This window comes from Pseudomonas sp. C 49-2, assembly GCF_003970195.1.
GTDB classification, from domain to species: Bacteria; Pseudomonadota; Gammaproteobacteria; order Pseudomonadales; family Pseudomonadaceae; genus Aquipseudomonas; species Aquipseudomonas canadensis.
The window spans coordinates 14,886-40,091 of the sequence record NZ_RXYG01000018.1 but is presented as its reverse complement, the minus strand read 5'-3'; the positions used below and the strand labels follow the sequence as shown (position 1 = coordinate 40,091).

The window sequence follows — 25,206 nt, the reverse complement described above, 5'->3', positions numbered from 1 at the left end:
CGGCATTTTATCCTCTCGGCAAGCGCAGCCTGACATAAGGGCGAGCTAGTCCTCCTATTTTAAGGTGGGGGGGTTTACTGCTCTGATGAAGTCGTTTAGCGTTTATCCGTATGAAATCTTCCGTCATGTCACATCAATAACCAGTCAGCGTTAATCTCCCTAGGGTGTCGAGTCTGGTGCCCATCCTCTCATTGCCGTTTGGGCATGTTCTCACGCATCCGTGTTCGCTTTTGACTTTAAGGATGCAGGCCTTAAAATAGCCACCAATTTCCATACCCTTCATCTTTAACTGCACCACACCAAGCTTATTTTTCGGGCTGTTTGCTAACGAGCTTCGACGTTTTCCTTGAACCTCTTCACCGTTGAGCATTCCGGGGCGGCAGATTGGATTTGTTGGTCTGCAGGCATTGAGGTGAGTGGCCGACTAGAAGCTTGTCGTGATGTGCGCGTTGCTTTAGGACTTACTATGTTCAGCGGAAAAACGCTTCTAATCACCGGTGGCACCGGTTCATTCGGCAACGCCGTCCTCAAGCGTTTCCTCGACAGTGGTATCGCAGAAATCCGCATCTTCAGTCGCGACGAGAAGAAGCAGGACGACATGCGTAAGCGTTATGCCGACACCAAGCTGAAGTTTTACATAGGTGATGTGCGCGACTACCAGAGTGTTCTCAATGCCACTCGCGGCGTGGATTACATTTTTCACGCTGCTGCTCTGAAGCAGGTGCCTTCCTGTGAGTTTCATCCCATGGAGGCGGTCAAGACCAACGTTATTGGCACTGAGAATGTCCTGGAAGCCGCGATCCAGAATTCGGTCAAGCGAGTGGTTTGCCTGAGCACCGACAAGGCTGTCTACCCGATCAATGCCATGGGTATCTCCAAGGCAATGATGGAAAAAGTCATGGTTGCCAAATCCCGTAACGTGGATGATGCAAAGACGGTTATCTGCGGTACTCGCTACGGTAACGTCATGGCTTCACGAGGTTCTGTGATTCCTCTGTTCATCGAACAGATTCGTGCAGGTCAGGCATTGACGTTGACTGATCCGAGCATGACGCGCTTCATGATGACGCTGTCGGACGCCGTGGACTTGGTGTTGTATGCTTTCGAGCACGGCTGCAACGGTGATCTTTTTGTTCAGAAGGCACCAGCGGCGACAGTTGAAACCCTGGCCAAGGCTTTGACCGCAATGGTCGGTAAGCCTGAGCATCCTATCCAGGTCATCGGTACTCGTCATGGCGAAAAGCTGTTTGAAGCGCTGCTGAGCCGTGAAGAAATGGCTTGCGCTGAAGACAGGGGCGATTACTACCGCATTCCGCCCGACCTACGTGACTTGAACTACTCAAAATTTGTAGAGCAGGGCGAAGAAAAAATCTCTCGCACAGAAGACTACAACTCTCATAACACTGAGCGGTTGGATGTGGCCGGCATGCAACGGCTGCTGCTCAAACTCGAGTTCATGAAGGCAATCCAGCGTGGCGAACTCGCTACGCCGGAGGAGTGAGTGATGAAGGTACTGATCACCGGCGCCAACGGGTTTGTCGGTAAGAACCTGATAGCGCATTTAAGTGAGCGCAGTGATATCGACGTGGTTGCCTTTACCCGTGATAACAACATCGCTCAATTGCCCGCGCTGGTTGCCGAGGTTGATTTTGTCTTCCACCTTGCGGGGGTCAATCGTCCGCAATCGTCCGAGGAGTTCAAGGTTGGCAACGCTGATTTGACCCAGGCTCTGTGCGACGCAATCAAGATGAGTGGCAAGCCCACTCCTGTGCTTTATACCTCCTCGACCCAGGCTGATCGCGATAATCCCTACGGCATCAGCAAACTGGCTGCTGAGCATGCATTGCATGATCTACAGGCGAGCCACGGTTCCAGGGTTCATGTTCTGCGCCTGCCCAACGTGTTCGGAAAATGGGCGCGGCCTGATTACAACTCGGCCGTGGCGACTTTCTGCCACAACATCACCCGAGGCCTGCCGATCCAGGTCAATGATCGACACGCGATGGTCAGCCTGGTTTACATCGACGATGTGGTCGACTGTTTCACCCAGCTAATGGACACGGGCTCGCCTCACGATTCAGTTGATCAGGTGGCCCCGGTGTATAGCATTTCTGTGGGGGAGTTAGCGGATCAGCTGCATGCGTTTCGCGACAGTCGCGACACGCTGATCAGCGAGGCCGTTGGCACAGGCCTGGTGCGAGCACTTTATTCCACCTACGTCAGTTACCTGCCGGTCGAGCAATTTACCTACGACGTTCCGAAGTACGGTGATCCACGCGGCGTTTTTGTTGAAATGCTGAAGACCCGGGACAGTGGGCAGTTTTCCTATTTCACCGCCCACCCTGGCGTGACACGGGGCGGTCATTATCACCACTCCAAGACCGAGAAATTCCTGGTAATCAAAGGCAAGGCCTGCTTTCGCTTTCGCCATATAGTATCTGGGGAGTTTTATGAGCTGCTTACTGAGGGTGAGCAACCGCGGATAGTGGAAACGGTGCCTGGCTGGACTCACGACATTACCAATGTCGGGGAGGAAGAGATGATTGTCATGCTCTGGGCCAATGAGATCTTTGATCGTGAGCGCCCGGACACCTTTGCAATGCCGGTGGGTACTCAAGCCTGAGCATGGGCGCGTCAGGCAATGCATGGGGCGGACGGCTCCGATGCCAATGATTCTGGAAGAGTGTTGAAATGAAAAAAATGAAAGTTGTCACGGTTGTGGGGACGCGCCCTGAAATCATTCGCCTGTCGCGGGTGATGGCCAAGCTTGACGAGCACTGTGAACATATCCTGGTGCATACCGGGCAGAACTACGATTACGAATTGAACGAGATTTTTTTCCAGGATCTTGGCATTCGCAAGCCTGACCATTTTCTCAACGCTGCCGGCGCAAGTGGTGCGCAAACGATCGGCAACGTGATCATTGCGGTGGATCAGGTGCTGGAGGACGTGAAGCCCGAAGCCCTCCTGATCCTCGGTGACACCAACAGCTGCATGGCTGTGATTCCGGCCAAGCGCCGCAAGATCCCGACATTTCACATGGAAGCCGGCAATCGCTGTTTTGACATGCGCGTGCCTGAAGAAATCAATCGCCGCATCGTTGATCACACCGCTGACATCAACCTGACCTACAGCAGCATTGCGCGTGATTACCTGTTGAGCGAAGGGCTGCCGCCGGACAGGGTGATCAAGACGGGCAGTCCTATGTTTGAAGTGCTCAATTACTACCGCGATGGCATCGAGGCCTCGGATGTGCTGGAGCGGCTTGGCCTGGAGGCCGGCAAGTTTTTCGTCGTGAGTGCGCATCGCGAAGAGAATATCGATTCCGACAAGAACTTCCTCAAGTTGGTCGAAGTGTTGAACATCGTCGCTGCCCATTACGACTTGCCGGTGATCGTGACCACTCACCCTCGTACGCAAAAGCGCGTCGATGCCATGGGTGTGAAGTTCCACAAGAATGTGCAATTGCTCAAGCCGTTGGGGTTCAAGGATTACAACAAGTTGCAACTGACAGCCAAAGCGGTGCTGTCGGACAGCGGCACCATCAACGAAGAGTCATCGATCCTCAATTTCCCCGCGCTGAATCTGCGAGAAGCCCATGAGCGGCCGGAAGGGATGGAAGAGGCGGCTGTCATGATGGTCGGCCTGGAGGTCGAGCGTGCCATGCAAGGCTTGCAGCTTCTGGAAAGCCAGGCATCGGGGCAAGAACGGACGCTACGGCTTGTCGCCGATTACAGCATGCCCAATGTCGCTGAAAAGGTCGTGCGGATTATCCATAGCTACCGTGACTACGTCATGCGCACCGTATGGAAGCAATATTGATTGGACAGGCTCTCCCAGGAAAAGCCACTCAAGATATTGGTGGTGACCCAGTACTTCTGGCCCGAAAACATGCGCATCAACAACATGGTCGAAGGCTTTGTCGCCAAAGGCCATGAGGTGACGGTGCTCACCGGCTTGCCTAATTATCCGGAAGGGCAGGTCTTTGCTGATTTTCGGCGTGATCCCGCGCAGTTCTCCAGTTATCGGGGGGCTCGCGTTATCCGAGTGCCGATGCTGGCGCGAGGCAAGGGCAACTTCACGCTGGCCATGAATTACCTCTCGTTTTTCAGCAGTGCCTCTATCGTTGGCAGTTACAAACTGCGCGGCCAGTCGTTCGATTCGATCTTTGTATATGGTGTGTCGCCAATCATGGGGGCAATCCCAGCCCTGGTGCTGGGTCGCTTGAAAAAGGCCCCGGTGTTCATCTGGGTATTGGACCTGTGGCCGGAAAGTCTCAGGGCGGTGGGGGTTATCGAAAGCCCTCGGCTGCTTAGGCTGGTTGGCAAAGTGGTGTCCTGGATCTACAACCGTACCGATTACTTGCTGTTGCAGTCACGTTCGTTCGATGAGAGCGTCAAGCAATACTGCACGCGTGCAATGGGCGCAGATCGGTTGGTGTATTTCCCCAGCTGGGCCGAGGATGATTTTTCGGGGGAGGTGCAAGCGCCTTCTGAACTGCTGCAGCGCGACGATACGGTGTTTACGATCCTCTTTGCCGGCAACATTGGTGACGCACAGGATTTTCCAGCGATCATGGCGGCAGTCAAGGCGGTCAAGACGGACCTGCCTGTGCGCTGGGTGATTGTGGGGGATGGCCGGGCCAGTCAATGGCTGACCAAGCATGTGGCGGAGAACCGAATGGATAACGTCCTGCTGCTCGGAAGGCATCCGCTGGAAAAAATGCCGGCACTGTTCGCCGCTGCGGACGCTTTGTTGGTGTCGTTGAGGACTAATGACGTTTTCGAGAAAACCATCCCGGGTAAGGTCCAGGCTTATCTGGCATCGGGAAAACCCGTCATTGCCATGATTGACGGCGAGGCGGCCAACGTTGTTGCCGGGTCGGGTGCTGGCATGGTGTGTGGTTCTGGCGATGCCCTGGGACTCGCGAATATTGTGCGCACCATGGGTGCGTTGCCCAAGCCCGAGCTCGAGAGTATGGGCTCGTTGGGCAGGCGTTACTACCTTGAGCATTTTTCCAAGGAGACCTTGTTCGACCGTCTTGAGGCGCTTTTCCGGAAGGCTACCCTGAGGCGCAACGAAAAATGACCGCAAGCCTTCATTCATCGATGTCGTTCCTGGCTGTGCTGCCTGAACGATGTCGAGTACCAGGCAGTGCCGACCAGTGATGAACGCTGAACCCTTTTGCCCGCATCTGTTTCAGGAACTGTTTCCTACATGACCATTTGGTTGGTGTTTTCCGCGGTGCTTTCAGCATCGCTTCTATTGACTTGGGTCCTACGCCGTTATGCCTTGTCGCGTAGTTTGATGGACATTCCCAATGGCCGCAGTTCGCACTCTGTACCGACGCCACGAGGTGGTGGTGTCGCAATCGTACTGACGTACCTGGTGACGTTGGTGCTGGTGGCGTTTGCTGGTTGGGTCAGTTGGAGTGCCGCATTGCCATTATTGGGGGCTGGGGCGTTGATCGCGGTCGTTGGTTTTCTCGACGATCATGGCCATATCGCAGCACGCTGGCGTCTATTGGCCCACTTTGGCGCAGCTATCTGGGCGTTGTTCTGGGTGGGAGGGCTACCCACGATCAGCCTCGTCGGCGTTGAGTTGGACCTTGGCTGGTTGGGTCACGTACTGGCAGCCTTTTATCTGGTCTGGATGCTGAATTTGTACAACTTCATGGACGGTATTGATGGCATTGCCAGCATTGAGGCCGTCTGCGCTTGTGCTGGCGCGTGCCTGGTGTACTGGCTGACGGGTCATGAAAACCTCATGATTGCACCGATGCTGTTAGCGGTCGCGGTACTTGGGTTTTTATACTGGAACTTCCCTCCTGCCCGTATTTTCATGGGCGATGCCGGGAGTGGCTTCCTGGGGGTAGTGATCGGCATCCTGTCGCTTCAGGCTGCGTGGGCGGCACCTGAGATGCTTTGGGTCTGGTTGATTTTGCTGGGTGTATTCATCGTTGATGCGACCTTCACCCTGGGGCGACGCCTGTTGCGCGGAGACAAGGTGTATGAAGCGCATCGCAGTCATGCCTATCAATATGCATCACGCCTGGCGGGGCGCCATTTGCCGGTTACGCTGACGGTGATGGCTATCAATCTGTTGTGGTTGTTGCCCATCGCGCTCTTTGTCGGCCTAGGGTTTGACGGCGTTCTGGGCTTGCTGGTGGCCTATATTCCATTGGTATTGCTCGCTATTAAGTTTCATGCGGGTGAGCTTGAAAAGGCGTGATAATTGATGGGCGCTGGAGCTTCAAGGGTTTGTTGCACACTCACAGGGCTGCCATTTTTTTGCTGGCAGTGCTAGGGACTGAGGTATAAAAGGGTTTATGGATAGTTTACGTACCCGATTGGTGGGCTTGCCGCGCAGGCATAAACGTTTCTTGCAAGTGGCGACCGACATCGTTCTGGTATGGACGGCGTTGTGGTTGGCATTTGTTGTGCGCCTGGGGTTTGATGACCTCAACAACCCCTTCGTAGTTCATTTGTGGCTGTTTCTCAGTGCGCCAGTGATTGCCATCCCGCTTTTTATCCACTTTGGCATGTACCGGGCAGTGATGCGTTATTTCGGCAATGATGCGCTGATTGCAATCATCAAGGCCGTCAGCCTCTCCGCATTGTTACTGGCTCTGGTGGTGTATTTGTACAGCAATCATCAGACGGTGGTGCCCCGTTCAATCGTATTCAACTATTGGTGGCTGAGCATGGTCATCATTGGCGGCTTGCGCTTGGCGATGCGTCAATACTTTCAGGGGGACTGGTTTGCCGCTGCGCAGCATGTGCCTTTCACCAGTCGTGATGATGGCCTTATCAAGGTGGCTATCTACGGGGCTGGGGCGGCGGGCAATCAATTGGTAGCGGCCTTGCGCATGGGTCGGGTGATGCGTCCGGTAGCTTTTATCGATGACGACAGCGGCATCTCGGATCGCATCATCTCAGGGCTGAAGGTCTACAAGCCCAAGCGCATCCAGCAGATGATCGATGAGACCGGTGCTGAAGAGCTGCTGCTGGCAATACCGTCATCCACACGATCTCGACGTAGAGAAATACTGGGTTATCTGGAAGGCTACCCGTTGCATGTGCGCAGTGTTCCCGGATTCATGGACTTGGCCAGTGGTCGAGTCAAAGTCGATGATATCCAGGAAGTAGACATTGCCGACCTGCTCGGTAGAGATCCCGTACCTGCACAGCCTGAGTTGCTGGAGCGATGCATCAAGCACCGTGTAGTGTTGGTTTCCGGTGCGGGCGGTTCGATTGGATCGGAACTTTGTCGTCAGATCCTCTCGCTGGAACCCACCAGCCTATTGTTGTTCGATCATAGTGAGTACAACCTTTATTGCATCCTGTCCGAACTTGAACAGCGTGTTGAATCAGAGTCGTTGAAGGTAACGCTGCTGCCGATCCTGGGTTCGGTGCGGCATCCCGGCAAACTGTTGGAGGTTATGAATACCTGGTCAGTCGATACGGTCTACCATGCAGCAGCCTACAAGCACGTACCCATGGTGGAGCACAATATTGCCGAGGGTATTCTTAATAATGTGATCGGCACCCTTAATACCGCGCAGGCTGCACTGCAGGCAGGTGTCGAGAACTTTGTGCTCATTTCGACCGACAAGGCTGTGCGGCCAACCAACGTGATGGGCAGCACCAAGCGGTTGGCGGAGCTTGTATTGCAAGCCTTGAGCAAGGAGTTGGCACCGAGATTGTTTGGTGATGCGTCAAATATCTCGCGGGTCAACAAAACTCGTTTCACCATGGTTCGATTTGGTAACGTGCTGGGCTCGTCAGGTTCGGTTATCCCGTTGTTCCATAAGCAGATCCAGGCGGGTGGGCCGCTGACGGTGACCCATCCGAAAATAACCCGCTATTTCATGACGATACCTGAAGCGGCGCAGTTGGTTATCCAGGCAGGTTCGATGGGGCAGGGGGGAGATGTCTTCGTGCTCGACATGGGCGAGCCTGTGAAAATCGTAGAGCTTGCCGAAAAGATGATTCACTTATCAGGCCTGAGTATCCGCTCCGAGAAAAACCCGCACGGAGATATCCTGATCAATTTCAGTGGGCTGCGTCCGGGTGAAAAGCTCTATGAAGAGTTGTTGATTGGCGACAACGTCGCTGCCACGAGTCATCCGATGATCATGCGAGCCAATGAGGAACTCTTGGACTGGGAAGTGCTCAAGGGCCGGTTGCAAGGCTTGTTGGCGGCTGTTGAGGAGGGGGATTTTTCGCTCGTCAGGCAGCTGTTGAAAGACACCGTCAGCGGCTACGCCCCAGAGGGTGAGATCGTTGACTGGGTGCATATTCAGCGACACCGCGAAGTGTGATCAGCGTATTGCCGCTCTGATGGACCTGTTTGCCGTTCATCAGAGCTCGCAATAGGGGCCTTGTATTAGAGCTTCCAGAGCTTCTTGTTCAGCCTGAAGCTCGAGAGGTAGACGAAAAGTCTCGATATGTTCATGAACCGGTTGGGGCCTACAACGTAAAGAATCCCCTTTAGCACTGAGTTGATGATCTGGAGCTTTCCAGAGTGAGTTTGCGCATCACCAAACCCGGCCGGTTTGTATTGTCCGCCCGCCTCGAACAAGAAGTTCTTCCTGGCAAAAGTATAAACGGGGCCGCTGGCATCAAAAGGGTCATGGCCGGCAGGTAACTCATCCAGCACGCTGGCGTAGGCCCTTCTCAGCGTAGGCGATATGTATTTTCCATCGCTCATGTAATCAAATGCATAGGCGGCGCTGGAAGGGAAGGATGAGAAGTTGGAGAGTCGTTCCTTGTAATAGAAACTGACTTCCTGAAGGTCCTCACGTTGTTTCTCTCTTCCCGCAAATGCACGCTTGCTCAACAGTGCCGGGTTCTTCTCATCAAACGAACTGAAGTGGAAGAAAACCAATGGGCACTCCCCGTTTACCGTATAGCCACCCTGGCCGTCAGGCGAGAGGGTTCGCTCATGGCTATTCCAAAAAGCTACGTTGTAGCCAAGATTGAACGATACGTGCAGGGTCGGGAAGAAGCAGGGAGCAATACTGACCCATTTCTGGTCAGTCGAAAGTCCGAATTGCGTTTCGAAATAGCAGTGCTCCAGGCAGCGCTCATTCCACCACTGAAGAAACCGTATGCCTTCTGAGGTATTGGAAACTGCGTAGAAGCCCAGGTTGAAGGAGCCAAAGCGCAGCATCCCGATATCACCTTCAACATGAGGCGTGACGTAGTGGGGCGTTAGAATGATGTCGCGCGTGTCGAGCTCGCCCCATAAACCATCGAGGCGGCTGAACACACAGGTATCCGGGTCCAGGAACACCACCTTATCGTGCTGCTCAAGGAGCTTTAAGGTGATCCAGGGCTTGAGGCTGGTACTGAACTCGACGATGTCGTATTTGAAGGCGTAGTGCCGGACGTCAGCCAATCCGATCTCTTCAACCCAATAGAACTCTGCCAGGTCGGTCGGGAGGTCCATTTCGACCTTACGATCAAAAATATAGATCTTCAGTTTCGGCTGGTCGAATTTTACCAATGACTCGGCCAGCACCAGCGCCTTTGATAAGTAAGCCAGGTTGCACACGGTAAAAATGGCTGAGCGCTCGCCGGTCATGCCTTTTTCATCAGTCACGTTTAAAAATTCCTAATGTATTGATTACCCTGACGAGGATCTGAGAGGCGCAATAGAGCGTCAGTAATCTTGTTATTCTGAGCGCGAAGCCAACCTGGCGGCTCTTGAGCGCAGAAAAAATAAGTTTGAGATTCGACGAAACAGTGTCTTTTATTCTGGAACCTGAATAGGCCCGCATTGAATACGTACGACCCGCGATGCGATAGCGACTATCAGCCTGCTCGGTGACATGGTCGAACCCCGGTGTGGCACCACAGGCGCCAATGCGATAGCCCTTATTTAACGAGTCCAGGCACAGCTTATAATCCACACTGTCAACGAAATAGCTGCAGTCCATCCAGTCAAGGGCTTTGAGTTTGTCCAGGAAATAAAGGCTGCCACTGTTGATCAGTAAAGGCACATCCTGTACCCGAGCATTTCCGTCGGCTTTGAAGGCGATTGCGCTGAACTCGCTGTAAGCGTCGCTGTTGTCGGCATAGTTATTCTCTATGTAAGACAGTGTTTCGCTGCTGAATCCGGTGTCCTGATCAAAAAACAGAAGTGCTGAGTGGCCCTGTTGATAGGCATTGGCACACACTGTTGAGATGCCGATGCCCAATCCCAGATTTTTGCCACAGGTAAAATAGTGGATGCGCGGGTCAAGCTCCGCGAGTTCTCGCACGTTGGTAACGTCAGGTGAGTTGTCGAATACGTAGACTTCAAATCCATCCGACGACGTCAATTCGAGCCTACGCAATAACTCAGCACCTGCGTGATAGACAACAATACCTACTGCAATCTTACGCGTCATGCCATGCCTTTGATGTGTGGAGCCGCCCATGCTGAGTCACGTTTAAACATTTAACCATTTGCTCTCTTTATCGCTCCAGACTTTCACGACCCTGGCAGGGCAGCCCACAGCAATGACGTTGCTGGGGATATCTTTGGCGACAACGCTGTTGGCGCCGATGATCGCCCCATCGCCGATAGAGGTGTTCGGCAGTACGACGACATTGTCCCCGATCCATACATTATCGCCAATGGTCACGGGGCCGCTGCTGGCCAGTTTTCTTTCGAAAGGTGTTTCGTAGGGGCTGGATTGGTTTTCCCCCGAATAGTCGCCGTGGGAGTGGTCGGTGATGTGAATCTTGCTGCCCATCAAGACATTGCGGCCAATCGTTATTTTGTTGCAGCACGCTATATGCAAATGGTCGCTGGCGGAAAAGTTCTCACCAATGTCGACCTGCGGCTGATACATGAACTTGAGATATTGAGAGACCGCGTGCAGCCAGAGCCCTTCACCTACTCTGAAATTATTACCCAGCGTGATGTGTTCCAGGCCAAAGACCTTGGGCGCACGACCAAGATAGGCACGTTTCCCGGGGGCGGGGAGCGCTCTGAGGTGAATAAAGGCTCGCCATACAAACAGAAATTGCCCGATCACCATGGGGACGATGAAGACGTGATGTTGCTTAAGTTTTTTAAAAAAATAGGACACCGCGGTCTACTCGTGTTGGCGTGTGTAAACAGGTGGAAGCAAACTAGTGGTCTGCCACCGGTAGATTGCGTGCGCGTTTGAGGTACAGGTTGACTGCCTTACTGAGCATCGATCTTGGAATGACTGATATCACCATGACGATCCAGCTAGGGTAGCCCACGGACAGCCTGAGATCCGTTCGGTACGCTTTATAGACGCCGTAGTTTAACAACCCTCTGGCCCTCAGAGACAGCATGCCTTTGATCGTGAACGCGCCGGATACTTCGCCAAAACGGGTGCAGGCTTTAAGTTTTCCTTTCAGCGAATAGCTGACGGGTAACGAAAATATAAAGTTAACCCAGCAGGTCAGGCCGATCTTGAATATTTTGTCTGTGTGGGCCCAGCTGGTTTTCGTGAGATGTGGGCTTTCAAGGGGTGTGACGGATGCCTGGGGTAGCCAATGAATTTGAAAGGGGCGGTTCGCAATAGACTCGAAGAGGATGCCTGTTTGTATGAAGTTAGAATTGTGATAGCGGGAAAAGTCTGCATCATTTATCAGCGCTTTGCTATAGATCAAGCAGCTCATGCAGCTCATGAGCCCTGCGAGATCTTCCAGTAATGCATTGGCGTCTTGATAGGTGGCTTCCGGCGTTTCAATCTTGTTTACGAGGTTTACCAATACGGCGTCATAAGGGATGTTTGTTTTTAAAAGATTCAATACCTTGTCGAGATCGTCGGCACAGAATTGTGAGGTGTCGCCCAGTAGCCATGTGTATGCGGTGTCCGATAAAGACAGCGCTTTTTCAAAGTTTAAATCCGCGCCCAGATTTTCGTGGTTGCGCGAGTAGTGCAGCAGCGGGTATTCCGCTTTCCATTTTTCGACAATCTTGAAGGTTTCATCTGTCGAGGCATTGTCGGAAATGAAAATTTGAATGTTATGGCGCCTTAGTATCGGCAGGTGCGCCGCCAGCGAGCTGTCAAGGAAGTCCGCTCGATTGAAGGTAGGCAGTGCAATGGACAATACAGGATTAGGCTGAAAACTCATGATGAACGCCTTTTGAAAGACCTAAAAATCCAATAAACCCATGGTAAGACCAAGACGTACGCACTTGTAAAACCAGAAAAAAGGTATTCGAACGGAAGGTACTTCGCGGCCAGCAAAGTCGTGATCGCGACATACAGCCCATTGACGACTGATACCACGACCAGTGGCTCTTTTTTATAAGCCCTCATGTAGATCGCCATTGCATTGACGATCAACTGCATCAGCCATCCTGTGCTGACCATCAACAGAGGGAGGGTCGGCAGCAGGCGGTTCTCTATCAAGGGTTGGCCCTCCATCAGCCAGAGGCCGGTGAAGAGCGCTACCATGCCTGCGGCATAAGTGGCTATTGCCAGCGCTACGCCTTTTCTGAAGGCTTGATCGAGCGCAGTGGTATTACGATGGGCCGCATACATATTTATTTTTGGGGTGATAATGGTTATCCAAATGTTGGCGATGCTGAACATGGCCATGCAAATGGCCATTGAGAAGCCAACTTGGCCTGCTTGTACGGCCCCGTGATAGCTGAAAGAGAGGGGGGTGAATATAGACAGTACAAAATAGCCGCTGATCCAGCTCAATGCGAAACGCCACAGGAGCGGCATTATTTCCTTGAACCAAGGGTGGCTGTTGAGTTTTGTCAGTTTATAAAGCTGTCCCAGCATGGCTTTGTAGCGATGAAGGATTATTGAGGTGCCTGCCAGTGCGCCGGCTAATAATGAAAAGGCCAGAGCATACAGATCTGCGCCGCTGATCAGCAGGATAACGGTCACGCATACACTGATCACGCTGACGTGGAAACGAATTTTCTGAATGTCACCCACGCTGTCGCATCCTTCTATGAAGGACAGTGCAATGCTATTGATGAATACAATGACGGATGCCACACCGTATACCAGCCACGGAAGTTGCCAGTTTATCTCGGACGTCTTGCCATTCAGTATGAAATACCCGATCAAGAGCACGGCCGGGAAAACAACGAGCGCCATACCGCTGGCCCAGCGCATGGCGAAAGACAATAATGTCGCCAGTCGACTGATGTGCTCAGGTGCGCCGCAAAGTTCTTTCTGATTATTGAACTTGAGGTGTGCAAACTCATGCGAGGCGAACAATAGCAGCACGGCAGAAAACCCCATGTCTGCAAACACCGCGAGTGCGGCCATGCTGATGAAGGTGTACCAGTATCCTTGGGCTTCGGATGACAGGTAAAGAGGGACCAGGATGAGCAGGGCAGGTCCCGAGAGTAATCGCCATAACTGATTTATTGCAGTGTTGCGAAAGTCGTGATTGAATATTTTTCTATAATTCATTTAATGAATTGACATCTTTCGATTTCATGAGTCAATCCTTCAATGGAGTTGAAGTGTGGTACGTAGCCCAATGTCGATGCCATTTTGTTTTCGGAGTAATAGTGCTGTTTGGCACCGGTGGCATTGATGTGTTGAGTGGTTTTTTCAACGGTGAATTGTAGGCCGAAATTGTTCTGAAGATGATCGAGTATTGAAAACTTGTCGGTTGGGGCTTTGGTATAGCAATCGACAGCTATGTTGAGGTCGCCGTTGAACGTCAATGCTTTTGATATAAGCGTGTAAAAGTCCAGGGGGGTTATGTAGTCACGAAACATGTTCGCGGGAGACGTCGTCAGTACGGTGTTGTCCTTGATGGCGCGGACCGCGTCGGTTATAAAATAACGTGCGCTCAAATCTTGTGTGTGACTGAAGTAGTTGAATACCCGGATATCCACAATGCTTAGGCCCTTATGCGCTCGGTGCCTCGCCTCTGCATAAAACTTTGCGGCAGCGTACCAATCCGTTGATTTCAAGTTGTTTATGTCAAACGTGGCGAGGGTCTGAGCCTGTGCGGGGGTTTCGAAATCACCGCCATAGGCAGCACCACTGCTCAGAAATATATAGCGGCACTTGGTGTTGGCTTTAAGGTAGTCGAGTGCGAGCTTGTCATATTCATAGGTGATGTCGAAAATGGCAGATCCCATTCTCGATGCCATTGCGGGGTCGCCGACCCCTACAAAGTTGATGATTGCATCGAACGGAGTGTTTTGATCGAACTCGGCGTACTCAAAGATTTTGATACTTCGCTGTTCTGCGGATATCAATGCCGATATGTCGAGTTTGTTTTTGTCCCGCACAAACAGGCTCAGCTCGAATGTTCGAGCTGCGGCGAGTGAACGTGTCAGGTCTTGGGCAATTTGGCTGTTCGCGCCGAATATTGCGATGTGCATCAGCGTGATGTCCGCGTTTTTTCAGGCAACTGCTGATCAATCGAGCGACCAAATTCTAGCCGTGGACGGCATTCTCGGGCGTCAGGCATCATCAGTTCGATCAGCGCGGGACGGGGTGATTCAATGAACATTCTGACCTGCGTCGCAAATTCATCATGGGTGCTCACGACCGCGGAGTTGATGCCGTAGGCCTCACCAATGGCTTTGAACTGTGAGGTGTAGCCATTCCAGTAGGTCGAAGAGTTGCGTCCTTCGAAGTACATTTCCTGGAACCCGCGGACCATTCCCAGGGAGTGGTTGTTAAGCACAATGATCAAGACGGGCAGTTGGTCGCGGGCGATGATATCCAGTTCCTGGATATTGAGCTGGGCCCCGCCGTCCCCCGTAATGACAATGACAGGCTTGTTGCCCGCGTTGCAGGCGCCAATGGCCGCCGGGATCGCGAACCCCATGGTGCCGAGACCGCCGGAATGGTGCATGGATTGGCCCTGGCTCAATCGCAACGTATGCGCCGCCCACATCTGATTGTTGCCGACGTCGGCAACGAAATCGACGGCACGCCCTTTGGTCAAAGCACTCAGGGTTGAGCAGATGACGAAAGGGCTTACCGACCAATCAGTGTACTCATCGACGAAGCTCTGATCGAAATCAGCTCGCAAATCAGCAGCCCAGGTAGCCCATGCCGTATTTTCTGGCACTTTGGAAAGAGGGAACCGTGCGAAAAACGTGTTCAGTTCCATCACGTAGGAGGCATGCGCCTTAACGCGGTTGTTCAGTTGCCCTTCCATCAGGTCGATCTGGAAAACCTTGGCTTTGCGGGCAAAGTCTTCGGGTTTAGCACCGGTTTGTCGAACATCCAGGCGGCTACCCAGCACCAGCAGGAAATCGCAATTCTGCACGGCATGGTTGGCGGTACGCGTTCCGTAGGCGCCGAGCATGCCCAGGTAGTTCGCGCTCGCCGGGACCTTTTCTGCTCCCTTCAGACTGGCGACGTAAGGTATGCCCGACGCTTCCAGTTGAGCGAGCCACGGTGTGAAGTTACGTACGTTGACAGCCCCTCCACCCAACAGAATCAACGGATTTTGGGCAGATGCCAGCGCGTTTTTGATCGCTTCCAGGTCGGACTCCTGTAAGGAAGCCTCGACCCGCTCCGGCTGTGGTACCAAAAGCGCATGTACGACGGCGTCATCAATTTCGCTTCGCTGGATATCCATAGGGATGTCTAGCAGCACCGGGCCAGGGCGTCCCTCTCTGGCGGTGTCGATCGCCTTTTGCAGGCACGGGAGCAACTCGTCCACGTGCCTGATCTGGTAGGCATATTTGGTAATGCTGCTGACCAGCGCCACGCTATCAAGCTCTTGGAAACCCTGTTGGCGGATATTCCTGTCGCCCTTGAGTTCGTAGGTATTCACCTGGCCCGTCAGGAAAAGGCAGGGATGGCTATCAAGCCAGCAGTCAGCAATACCGGTAATCAGGTTGGTTGCGCCAGGGCCGCTTGTGCCCAAGGCGACACCAAGTACTTCATGGTGTGTCGCGCGAGAAACCGCGGATGCAGCAAACGCTGCCCCTTGCTCATGGTGGACCGAGACTAGCTTGGTTTCACCCAACTGATTGATGCTGTCAACCAGGTGGGTGATCATCCCTCCGATCAACTCGTAGCCATACAACACCTTGTTCTGAGCAAGAACCAACGCAACCGCATCCGATGCTTTCATTGTTTAGAAACCAATCCCAAAGAATTCTTCCAGCTTCTCACCGACAAACTCAAAATGCTCCTGGCCTAGCGATGGCTGTACGCCGAGCCAGAAAGTCTGGTTCATGGTGCGGTCGGTATTCGTCAGTTCACCCACTACACGGTACTCCAGGTTCTGGAAGTACGGTTGGCGAGTCAAATTGCCTGCAAATAGCAGGCGTGTACCGATTTTGTGCTGGTCAAGGTACTTCAACAAATCAACACGGTTGACGCCACTGCTTTCCTTGAGTGTCACCGGGAAGCCGAACCACGATGGGTCACTGTTGGGAGTTGCTTCGGCGATTTCGAGGAACTCGGACAGGCTGGACAGTCGGTCCTTGAGCAGTTTGAAGTTGCGCTTGCGAGTATCGATGAAGTCTTGGGCACGTTCGAGTTGGGCCAGGCCGCAGGCGGCTTGCATGTCGGTGATTTTCAGGTTGTAGCCCAAATGCGCGTATACGTACTTGTGGTCATAACCTTGAGGCAGGCTGCCATATTGCTGGCCGAAACGGTCGCCGCAGGTGTTGTCGCAGCCGGGTGCGCAGTAGCAATCGCGACCCCAGTCGCGGAACGACTCGGCAATCACCTTGAGCATCGGGTTGTTGGTAAACACTGCGCCACCTTCACCCATGGTGATGTGGTGTGCAGGGTAGAAGCTGAGGGTAGCGATGTCGCCGAAAGTACCTACCAGCTTGCCGTCATACGTCGCACCGAGGGCGTCACAGCAGTCCTCCACCAGCCACAGGTTGTACTTTTCGCACAGCGCCTTGACCTTGCCCAGGTTGAACGGGTTGCCCAGGGTGTGGGCCAGCATGATTGCCTTGGTTTTTGGTGTGATGGCCGCTTCGATCAGGTCAGCGTTGATGTTGTGGGTAGCCATGTCAACGTCAACGAACACCGGGATCGCGCCAAATTGAACGATTGGGTTGACCGTGGTTGGGAAGCCCGCAGCCACGCCAATCACTTCATCGCCTTTCTTGATTGCGCGCTCACCGAGTTTGGGTGAGGTCAGGGTGCTGAAAGCAACCAGGTTGGCGGAAGAGCCGGAGTTGACCGACAGCAGGAATTTGACACCGAGGAATTCTGCCAGCTTTTTCTCAAATTCGGCATTGAAACGGCCAGTGGTCAGCCAGCCATCCAGGGAGGCTTCGACCATCAACTGCAACTCACGCGCACCGATCACTTTGCCGGACGGCGGGATAATGGTTTCGCCAGCCACGAACGGCTTGCTCGCCAATGCAACGTTGGCGTACTGCTCGACGAGCTTGCTGATTTCCTGGCGGAGCATATCGGGGGTCATGAAAAATCCTGCTAAAAAATAGAGTTAGTTGCTGCCGGCCTGCATGGCGAGCATGTAGGCATTGATTTCTTCCAGGCAATGGGCCTGCATGTCGTTGCCGCTCAACCAGGCACGATGCCAGTTAACAATTCGGGCGAGCGTGGTCTCGAGGTTCCAGCTGGGTGCCCAGTGCAAGTGGGCGCGCGCTTTGGAAATATCCAGCTTGAGGTAGTTGGCCTCATGCGGTTGCGCGTCCTGATCCAGTTGCCAATGGGCGTCTGTACCCCAAGCCTGCACCATGTGGTCAAGGATCCACTCCACTGGGCGTGCGTCTTCATCCTTGGGGCCGAAGTTCCAGCCCTGGGCAAAACGATGCCCATGGGTCCAGAGATGTTCAGCCAACACAAGGTACCCACTCAGCGGTTCCAGCACGTGTTGCCACGGCCGGGTCGACTTTGGATTGCGTATTGTGACGGGTTGACCCTTCTCGAAGGCACTGAGGATATCAGGTATCAGCCGGTCCTCTGCCCAATCGCCGCCGCCAATCACGTTGCCGGCCCTGCCGGACGCCAGCGCGGCACCTTGCGGGTTGTTGAAAAACGATTTGCGGTAGGCGCTGGTGATCAGTTCCACGCACCCCTTGCTGTTGCTGTACGGGTCATGGCCGCCCATGGGTTCGTCTTCACGATAGCCCCATTCCCATTCACGGTTTTCGTAGCATTTGTCGGTGGTGACGTTGACGATAGCCCGCAGGTTCGGGCATTGGCGGGCGGCTTCCAGCACATGCAGGGTGCCCATCACGTTGGTAGCGTACGTCTCGACCGGTTCGCGGTAGGACAAGCGGACCAACGGTTGCGCCGCCATATGGATCAGCACGTCGGGGTTGAAGCTCACCATGCTTTGGGCGATTACCGCGCGATCACGAATATCGCCTTGCTCCGACTCCATGCCTTGGGCGACCTTGGCCTCGACGAACAGGGCAGGGTGGGTCGGTGGTGCCAGGGAAAAACCTTTCACCTGTGCGCCCATGCTGGTCAGCCATAAAGACAGCCAACTGCCCTTGAATCCAGTGTGGCCGGTCAGGAAGACTTTTTTGCCTCGCCAAAAGGCTGGGGAAACGGTCGACGTCATGTTCAAGCCCAGGTTTTCCAAGGGGCTTTGCCGGACTGCCAAAGCTCTTCCAAGTAGTGTTTGTCGCGCAGCGTGTCCATCGGTTGCCAGAACCCCGGGTGTTCAAAGGCCATCAGTTGGCCCTCTGCTGCCAGGTTCATCAGTGGTTCCTGCTCCCAAGTCGTACTGTCGTCCTTCAGGTACCGGAGTACTTCAGGCTTCAACACGAAAAAACCGCCGTTGATCAGTGCGCCATCACCTTTGGGTTTTTCCTTGAAATTCATCACTTGGCCCTGCTGGATATCCAAGGCACCGAAACGACCAGGCGGATAAGTTGCGGTAAGTGTCGCGGCCTTGCCATGTGACTTGTGGAAGTCCAGGGTGGCGCTGATATCGATGTCGCTGACTCCGTCACCATACGTGAAGCAAAAAGCTTCTTCGTCCTTGACGTAGTCGGCGACACGACGCAGGCGACCACCGGTCATGGACTCGTCGCCGGTATCGACCAGAGTGATGTTCCAGTCTTCAGCACGTTGGTCGTGCACCTTCATGGTGTTGTCGCGCATGTTGAAAGTGACGTCGGACATGTGGAGGAAGTAGTTGGCAAAGTACTCCTTGATCACATATCCCTTGTAGCCACAGCAGATAATGAAGTCATTGATGCCGTGTGCTGAGTACATCTTCATGATGTGCCAGAGGATAGGCTTGCCGCCGATTTCCACCATTGGTTTTGGGCGCAAACTGGTTTCTTCGCTGAGCCGTGTTCCCAGGCCACCGGCCAAAATAACTGCTTTCATGCTGTCTCCGGTTCAATTCGAGCTTACAAAGGCATCAGAATGGAAATGTTTGAGGGGCAGGCCAGCCTGTGTCAGCACTTCGCGCGCCGTATGAATCATGGCTTCAGAGCCACACGCGTAGACCGAGGTATCCGCGAGGTCAAGGTTTTCTGCAAGTACTGCTTGTTGGATGTAACCCGTTGCACCTGACCACTGTGCATTCGCACGAGAAAGAGTGGGCCGGTAGATCAGGTCCAGTGTCGGGAAGTCGAGGTGCCAATACAGGTCTGCCTCCGTGCGACCGCCCCAATAGACATAGATACGCTTGTTGCTAATTGATTCAGGCGCGGCCGCCAATGCTTCGAGCATGGCCTTGACAGGTGCAATCCCCGTTCCGGTAGCCATGAACACCAGGTTCGTAGTCCGGGCATCGCGCAGGCAGAACGTTCCCAGAGGGCCTTCCAGCCGCAGTAGATCGTTGGCTTGGGCTTCGTCAAACCAATATTGACTCATGACCCCATTGGCGACCTGGCGAATATGCAGTTCGAGCTTGGCATCCTCACGGACGGCGTTGGCGATGGAGTAACTACGACGCACGCCGTCCTTTCCAATGACATCGATGTATTGCCCGGGAAGGTAGAACAACGCACTTCTGGGCGGTGTTCTAAGCACTACCCGTACGACATCGTCTGCAAGGCGTTCCAAGGTGTCGAGGCGACAAGGCATGGTTTTTATCTGAATATCAGCCAATAACCCAAGGTCTTCGATATCCAGTTCAACGTCGGTGATCGCGGCTCGGCAGCATGTCAGGATGGTTCCCGAAGAACGCTCTTCTTCCGTCAGTGCCAGTTCGGGCTGCACCAGCTCAGTTTCGCCCTGGATAACGTTAGCCTTGCATACGCCGCATCGACCGTTACGGCAGCTATACTCGAGTACAGTCCCTTGGGACTTCGCACAATCCAGAAGGCTTTTTCCGGATTCCGCCGTAAATGTCTTGTGGTTCGAGAGCGTGACAATCGACATGTGTCAGACACCACGCTCGGGGAGGGCGTCATAAGAGATCCGTCCATCCCATTGGACGTAGGCTCTTGCACACACCTGCGACATACTTTTGATACCCATGTACGTTTACATCTCCTCTCGTCGTTGCGCTGAAAGTGCGAAGGCATAAGGCATTCAGCGCGCAGACTACATACCCAGGCCTGGGGCATTTTTGATATAGGTTAAGGCAGATAACCAGGCTGCCCGGGAACGGTTGTTCCATGGCGGCATTTGGCCGTCAGTGTACTGTCCGACGGACGGTGTTTTTAATGTGCCTAGCGCCGGATATTCAAACGCCCGGCTGCCAGAAGTAATAGGTTTCAAGATCACCACGATCGCACAAGGGGGCAATCTTCATGTGCGTTCGAGCTGATTTTTCCGTAAGTAATCGCGATTCTACCTGCTTGGGGCCTTAACTGGAAATGCAGGCTCTACTGACTGCAGGGGCGGCAGAGTAATACCCAGTAATCTTCCCATTTTTGACTCGCCCCAAACATGACCTAACGTAGAAAGGCAGCTTCGGAAAAGCTGCTTTTCTCTTAACGATGTCATGGAGCGTCACCAATGCAAAACATCTATATTTCCTCCCTTATCTTTGCTTTTCTCACCAGCATCTCCGTAGCCACTACCGCAGCGCCGTCCATCAAGCCTGAAGCGCCAGCCCCCCTCTCCGCGCAAACGCGTCAGGTCGAACAATCCGCCAAGGTCAACCTGAACGCCGCCGATGCGGAAACCCTGCGCCGTGATCTCTTCGGCATCGGGGCTGCCAAGGCCAAGGCGATCATCGCCTATCGCGAAAGCAACGGTCCGTTCACCGCAGTGGACGAGTTACTGGAAGTGAAAGGTATCGGCAAGGCATTGCTGGAGAAGAACCGCGAAAGGATCGTGATCAATTAAGGCAAGGAAGGAGGCCGGTCATTGATCGGCCTTTTCATCATTGTGCACTTGCGTCTTCAAGTTTTCCCGCACCACGTCCATGATGCGCGTCGCCAACTCTGTGCTTTTGACACTTCTAGCCAGTACCAATGCACCCACCAGCGTCGACATCATTACCAGGCTCTGCCGATCGGCATTCGGGTTTTCCAGCGCGGCTTCAATCTGATTCAGTCGAGCCTTAAGCACCGCGTCCGTCGTCGGACTGTGCTGGCCCCTCAGGCCCAGTTCGGACGACATGGTCGGCAGCGGGCAGCCTTGGTCCGGAGACGTCAGGTGCCATTCCGAGAGGTAACTGTCAATAAATGCTTCCAGCGGCCTTTCCTGGCTGAACAGCATTTCGCAATGGGCATCCAGCTCTGCCGCAGCCGACTGCAGCGCCTTCTCCACCAACTCACCCTTGGATTTGAAGTGCGCGTAGAACCCACCATGGGTCAGGTTCAGTGCTTTCATCAGCGGCTGTAAACCAGTAGCCCCGATGCCGTCGCGACGAAAGCGGACGGAGGCTTCTTTGATGATGCGTTGGTGAGTCTGGGCTTTGTGGTCGGATGAATAACGCATGGGGTGGCCTCGGCTACAGGCTGGCATCTTAACCAACTTGGACCTTTTTTCATCCATGCACATTGGCATGAAACGTGATTGCCTCTAACGCAGAAGATTGTTCAACAATCGTGAGGTGGTCATGACACTCAGCTTGTCTTTAGCCGACCAGATCGCCCTGGAGCTGCGTGCTGACATCATCGGTGGGCGGTTACTGCCCGGCATGCCGTTGGTCGAAGTGGAACTGGTGAAGGCCTATAACGCCTCACGCAACACCATTCGTGAGGCGTTGCACCGTTTGGGGCAAGAAGGGTTGACCCGCTATGTGCGCAACAAAGGGGTCATGGTCCGACGACTGGAGCGAGAGGAAGTGCGTGATTTGTTCGTAGTCCGTCGCACCTTGGAACTGCAGTCCATCGCCCAAAGCGGTCCTTTGACAGAGGCCCAATCCGAACACATGCAAAACGCCATCGACGCAACCACCCTGGCCCGTGAGCGCGAGGACTGGCGTGCGGTCGCCACTCACAGCCTGGTGTTTCACCAGCAGATTGTCGGGTTGATGCGCAGCCCTTTGTTCGATGAGTTTTTTGCCCAAGTCATCGCTCAACTGCGTCTGGTGTTTTGCGCCGCGCCTGATGAACAGCGTTTTCAATCACCGTGGTTAGAGCGCGATCGTGAGATTTTCACCTTATTGGTCCAGCAGGATAAACCGGCGGCAGGGGAGGCGATGAGCCTGTACCTGGATGATTCGGAACGCCTGTCATTGGCCTTGTTTAACCGCCCCTGATTGAGGATCTGCACCATGTACAAAGACTATCCGGCCGCGTACCAAGTCAGTAAAGGTTCGGCGCTGCAGGTCGACACGGCGTTTTACGAGCGTATTCGTGATCGAAAGCAGCAACGCACATTGATCGAGCAGTTCGAAGTGCCGATCCGTACAGGTAGGGCGTGGAAAGTGCCGGCCGGGCACGTGTTCCGTGTGACCACGCCGGTCGGCCCGCAGGTGGGTGATTTCAATGTGTGGAACGCCAACGACCCTCGCGAGCGATTGTGGGCTGCACGTACACGCCAATTGCAGGGCGCCCATGTCAGCACCCATGACCGGCTATGGTCGAACCTGCCATTTCTGCGGCCTTTGGTGACAATCACCGACGATAGCCTGGCCAGCTACGGTATAGACGAACATGGCGGGCGCTTGCACGACTTGCTAGGTACGCGTTGCGATCCCTATGTGAACCGCATGCTGACCGGCGAAGACTTCCACCACCACTGCCATTCGAACCTGACCCGCGCGGTTTTGCCCCACGGTCTGACCGAGTTCGACGTGCATGACGTATTGAATATTTTCCAGTGCACCGGCCTCAATCATGACGACATGTATTTCATGAAGGCTTGCCCGGCACAGAAGGGCGATTACCTGGAATTCTTTGCCGAGATTGATTTGCTGTGTGCGTTGTCGACGTGCCCCGGCGGGGACCTGTCGCTGCCAATGTGGGGGCCGCAGGCACAGGATCCGCTGACGGTGTGCCGTCCGCTGGGGGTTGAGATCTACAAGCTGGAGGATGAGTTGCTAAACGGCTGGAGCCAGCCGGAACGTGCTGCCTATAAGGGGCAGCACGGGTTGCATATTGCCAGGGCGGCTTGGGAGTAACCCAAGGTTCAGCGGTCCTGCGCGTCCTTGGCATCCGCCTGGGCGTTGCGCTCGGCCACGCGCTTGCGCTGTTCGTCGGTGAGTTCGACTTTGTTGGCGCTGTCTCGCAGCATCATCAACCCACCGACGATCGATCCGATCGCAACTACCATAATCAACCACGCATACCACGGCATAAGGCTCTCCTTGAGGCAGATTGCCGTGGGAGAACTTTCCCACGGGAATAACTGCTTTGAGTGACGGGCTTTCTTACTAGTTCAGTGTAGGCCCGTTCTGCCTCTCAGTAGATCAGAGCCCGGTCAACATCGCATCTGCCGGTGCATCGGCACGGTCTTGCGCAGTCATCTGGAAGTAGGCAAACCCCACCACCATAAAGCCCAGGAAGATCAGCCCGATCAGCGCGTTGAACCAGGCCATGGCTACCAGGCACACCACCGCCAGTACCAATGCAATGCCCGGCACGATGGGGTAACCCGGTGCGCGGAAGGTACGCTCCAGCAGCGGTTCGCTCTTACGCAGTTTGAACAGGCTGAGCATGCTCATGATGTACATCACGATGGCGCCGAACACCGCCATGGTGATCATCGCTGCGGTCAACGTCATGCCGCCCAGGTTGATCAGGCCGTCGCTATAGATCGCTGCGATGCCGACCACGCCCCCGGCGATAATTGCCCGGTGCGGTGTCTGAAAACGCGACAGTTTGGCGAGGAAAGACGGCAGGTAGCCAGCGCGGGCAAGAGCGAAGAATTGCCGCGAGTAGCCGAGGATGATGCCGTGGAAACTGGCTACCAGGCCAAACAGGCCGATCCACACCAGCATGTGCAGCCAGCCGGAGCTGTCACCCACCACGGTTTTCATGGCTTGTGGCAAGGGATCGTTGATGTTGGACAGGGTGCGCCAGTCGCCCACGCCGCCCGCGAAGAACATCACGCCCATGGCCAGGATCACCAGGGTCAGGATGCCGCTGATGTAGGCTTTTGGAATGGTGCGCTTCGGATCTTTCGCTTCTTCAGCCGCCATGGCCGCGCCTTCAATGGCGAGGAAGAACCAGATAGCGAACGGAATCGCGGCAAACATTCCGGCAATCGCGGGTGCGCCAAAGGTGTCTGAGCCGGCCCAGCCGTTCAGGGCGAAGTTGCTGAAGCTGAACGCAGGTGCTACGACGCCCATGAACACCAGCAACTCGGCGACGGCGAGCACACACACCACCAGTTCAAAGGTGGCGGCGAGTTTGACGCCGAGGATGTTCAGGCCCATGAACACAATATAAGCACCGACGGCCGCATGTTTCGGGTCCAGCGCCGGAAATTGCACATTAAGATAGGCGCCGATGGCCAAGGCGATCGCAGGTGGTGCGAAGACAAATTCGATCAAGGTTGCGAGTCCCGCGATCAGTCCGCCTTTTTCACCAAAGGCGCGACGGCTATAGGCAAAAGGCCCTCCTGCGTGAGGAATCGCCGTCGTCAGTTCGGTGAAACTGAAGATAAAGCAGGTATACATCGCAGCGACCATCAAGGAAGTGACCAGAAAGCCCAGGGTCCCTGCGACGCCCCAGCCATAGCTCCAGCCGAAGTATTCGCCGGAAATCACCAGCCCGACGGCGATGCCCCATAAATGCAGGGTGCCCAAGGTGGGTTTGAGTTGTGTATTCATTGTGCTGCTCCCTGAACGGTTTGGAATGATTCAAGGTGTTGCAGCGTGCATGCCAGCCTGAGAATCATTGTCGTAAAGCGGAGCAACTGTCGTGTGGGGGATGGTTTCGCGTTTGAATCTTTGCAGCCTTGCACCAGTTGAGTGCGGT

Annotated in this window: 23 protein-coding genes; 9 read left to right on the top strand and 14 right to left on the bottom strand. The window is 54.3% G+C overall.

Translation table 11 applies throughout. The features are described 5' to 3' along the window. Positions 1–466: 466 nt before the first annotated feature. The 6 genes from EJ576_RS26210 (at position 467) to EJ576_RS26185 (ending at position 8,323) form a co-directional block, all read left to right on the top strand. Positions 467–1,501 (top strand): polysaccharide biosynthesis protein, encoded by a 1,035-nt coding sequence (locus EJ576_RS26210; protein ID WP_016975325.1) that lies wholly within the window; start codon positions 467–469, stop codon positions 1,499–1,501. Between the two features lie 3 nt (positions 1,502–1,504). Beyond that, positions 1,505–2,623 (top strand): capsular polysaccharide biosynthesis protein CapF, encoded by a 1,119-nt coding sequence (locus EJ576_RS26205; RefSeq protein WP_122725081.1) that lies wholly within the window; start codon positions 1,505–1,507, stop codon positions 2,621–2,623. Positions 2,624–2,691: 68 nt separating this feature from the next. Beyond that, positions 2,692–3,822, top strand: a complete 1,131-nt coding sequence (wecB, locus tag EJ576_RS26200; RefSeq protein ID WP_122725083.1) for a non-hydrolyzing UDP-N-acetylglucosamine 2-epimerase — start codon at positions 2,692–2,694, stop codon at positions 3,820–3,822. Further along, complete coding sequence (locus EJ576_RS26195) at positions 3,823–5,088, top strand: glycosyltransferase family 4 protein (protein WP_126571469.1); 1,266 nt, start codon at positions 3,823–3,825, stop codon at positions 5,086–5,088. A gap of 129 nt (positions 5,089–5,217) precedes the next feature. Continuing rightward, on the top strand, positions 5,218–6,231 hold the full coding sequence (locus EJ576_RS26190; RefSeq protein ID WP_122725087.1) for a glycosyltransferase family 4 protein: 1,014 nt from the start codon (positions 5,218–5,220) through the stop codon (positions 6,229–6,231). Positions 6,232–6,328: 97 nt separating this feature from the next. Beyond that, a complete protein-coding gene (locus tag EJ576_RS26185) occupies positions 6,329–8,323 on the top strand; it encodes a nucleoside-diphosphate sugar epimerase/dehydratase (protein WP_126571468.1) in 1,995 nt (664 codons plus the stop codon). 65 nt (positions 8,324–8,388) lie between these two features. Here EJ576_RS26185 and EJ576_RS26180 read toward each other — a convergent pair whose 3' ends face one another. The 11 genes from EJ576_RS26180 to EJ576_RS26130 are packed head-to-tail and all read right to left on the bottom strand — an operon-like array spanning position 8,389 to position 20,263. Further along, positions 8,389–9,606 carry a hypothetical protein gene (locus tag EJ576_RS26180; protein ID WP_028619482.1) on the bottom strand — a complete coding sequence of 406 codons (1,218 nt, stop codon included), beginning with the start codon at positions 9,604–9,606 and terminating at the stop codon, positions 8,389–8,391. Then, positions 9,599–10,396 (bottom strand): glycosyltransferase, encoded by a 798-nt coding sequence (locus tag EJ576_RS26175; protein WP_122725091.1) that lies wholly within the window; start codon positions 10,394–10,396, stop codon positions 9,599–9,601. Before EJ576_RS26175 ends, EJ576_RS26180 begins: the two co-directional genes overlap by 8 nt. A 42-nt stretch (positions 10,397–10,438) precedes the next feature. Beyond that, complete coding sequence (locus tag EJ576_RS26170; RefSeq protein WP_122725093.1) at positions 10,439–11,083, bottom strand: DapH/DapD/GlmU-related protein; 645 nt, start codon at positions 11,081–11,083, stop codon at positions 10,439–10,441. Between the two features lie 43 nt (positions 11,084–11,126). Beyond that, on the bottom strand, positions 11,127–12,107 hold the full coding sequence (locus tag EJ576_RS26165) for a glycosyltransferase (RefSeq protein ID WP_126571467.1): 981 nt from the start codon (positions 12,105–12,107) through the stop codon (positions 11,127–11,129). Then, positions 12,104–13,414, bottom strand: coding sequence for a hypothetical protein (locus EJ576_RS26160; RefSeq protein WP_123476249.1), 1,311 nt, complete (start codon positions 13,412–13,414; stop codon positions 12,104–12,106). The genes EJ576_RS26165 and EJ576_RS26160 overlap by 4 nt, the downstream gene beginning before the upstream one ends. After that, complete coding sequence (locus tag EJ576_RS26155) at positions 13,411–14,343, bottom strand: NAD(P)-dependent oxidoreductase (RefSeq protein WP_126571466.1); 933 nt, start codon at positions 14,341–14,343, stop codon at positions 13,411–13,413. Before EJ576_RS26155 ends, EJ576_RS26160 begins: the two co-directional genes overlap by 4 nt. Then, on the bottom strand, positions 14,343–16,058 hold the full coding sequence (locus EJ576_RS26150; RefSeq protein WP_126571465.1) for a thiamine pyrophosphate-binding protein: 1,716 nt from the start codon (positions 16,056–16,058) through the stop codon (positions 14,343–14,345). The genes EJ576_RS26155 and EJ576_RS26150 overlap by 1 nt, the downstream gene beginning before the upstream one ends. 3 nt (positions 16,059–16,061) lie before the next feature. Further along, positions 16,062–17,375, bottom strand: coding sequence for a lipopolysaccharide biosynthesis protein RfbH (rfbH, locus tag EJ576_RS26145; protein ID WP_028619489.1), 1,314 nt, complete (start codon positions 17,373–17,375; stop codon positions 16,062–16,064). A gap of 24 nt (positions 17,376–17,399) precedes the next feature. Further along, positions 17,400–18,485, bottom strand: coding sequence for a CDP-glucose 4,6-dehydratase (rfbG, locus tag EJ576_RS26140; RefSeq protein WP_122725493.1), 1,086 nt, complete (start codon positions 18,483–18,485; stop codon positions 17,400–17,402). 2 nt (positions 18,486–18,487) lie between these two features. Continuing rightward, positions 18,488–19,261, bottom strand: coding sequence for a glucose-1-phosphate cytidylyltransferase (gene rfbF, locus EJ576_RS26135; protein ID WP_122725103.1), 774 nt, complete (start codon positions 19,259–19,261; stop codon positions 18,488–18,490). Positions 19,262–19,273: 12 nt separating this feature from the next. Beyond that, a complete protein-coding gene (locus EJ576_RS26130; RefSeq protein WP_028619492.1) occupies positions 19,274–20,263 on the bottom strand; it encodes an FAD-binding oxidoreductase in 990 nt (329 codons plus the stop codon). A gap of 582 nt (positions 20,264–20,845) precedes the next feature. Between EJ576_RS26130 and EJ576_RS26125 the strand changes: the two genes are divergently transcribed. Further along, positions 20,846–21,178: a helix-hairpin-helix domain-containing protein gene (locus EJ576_RS26125; protein ID WP_122725108.1), complete on the top strand. Its 333-nt coding sequence runs from the start codon at positions 20,846–20,848 to the stop codon at positions 21,176–21,178. An 18-nt stretch (positions 21,179–21,196) separates the two neighbouring features. On the opposite strand, the gene EJ576_RS26120 is transcribed toward EJ576_RS26125, so the two are convergent. Then, positions 21,197–21,775 (bottom strand): TetR/AcrR family transcriptional regulator, encoded by a 579-nt coding sequence (locus EJ576_RS26120; RefSeq protein WP_126571464.1) that lies wholly within the window; start codon positions 21,773–21,775, stop codon positions 21,197–21,199. Between the two features lie 121 nt (positions 21,776–21,896). On the opposite strand from EJ576_RS26120, the gene EJ576_RS26115 reads away from it, so the two are divergent. Together EJ576_RS26115 and EJ576_RS26110 are read left to right on the top strand one after the other, a co-directional pair. After that, positions 21,897–22,541 (top strand): GntR family transcriptional regulator, encoded by a 645-nt coding sequence (locus EJ576_RS26115; RefSeq protein ID WP_123476568.1) that lies wholly within the window; start codon positions 21,897–21,899, stop codon positions 22,539–22,541. Between the two features lie 15 nt (positions 22,542–22,556). After that, the gene (locus EJ576_RS26110; RefSeq protein WP_122725112.1) at positions 22,557–23,405 is read left to right on the top strand and encodes a DUF1989 domain-containing protein; all 849 of its coding nucleotides are present in this window, start codon (positions 22,557–22,559) and stop codon (positions 23,403–23,405) included. A gap of 8 nt (positions 23,406–23,413) precedes the next feature. On the opposite strand, the gene EJ576_RS26105 is transcribed toward EJ576_RS26110, so the two are convergent. Beyond that, positions 23,414–23,581 carry a DUF2897 family protein gene (locus EJ576_RS26105; RefSeq protein ID WP_003172675.1) on the bottom strand — a complete coding sequence of 56 codons (168 nt, stop codon included), beginning with the start codon at positions 23,579–23,581 and terminating at the stop codon, positions 23,414–23,416. A gap of 112 nt (positions 23,582–23,693) precedes the next feature. Continuing rightward, positions 23,694–25,058, bottom strand: coding sequence for an ethanolamine permease (eat, locus tag EJ576_RS26100; protein ID WP_016975347.1), 1,365 nt, complete (start codon positions 25,056–25,058; stop codon positions 23,694–23,696). Positions 25,059–25,206: the final 148 nt, after the last annotated feature.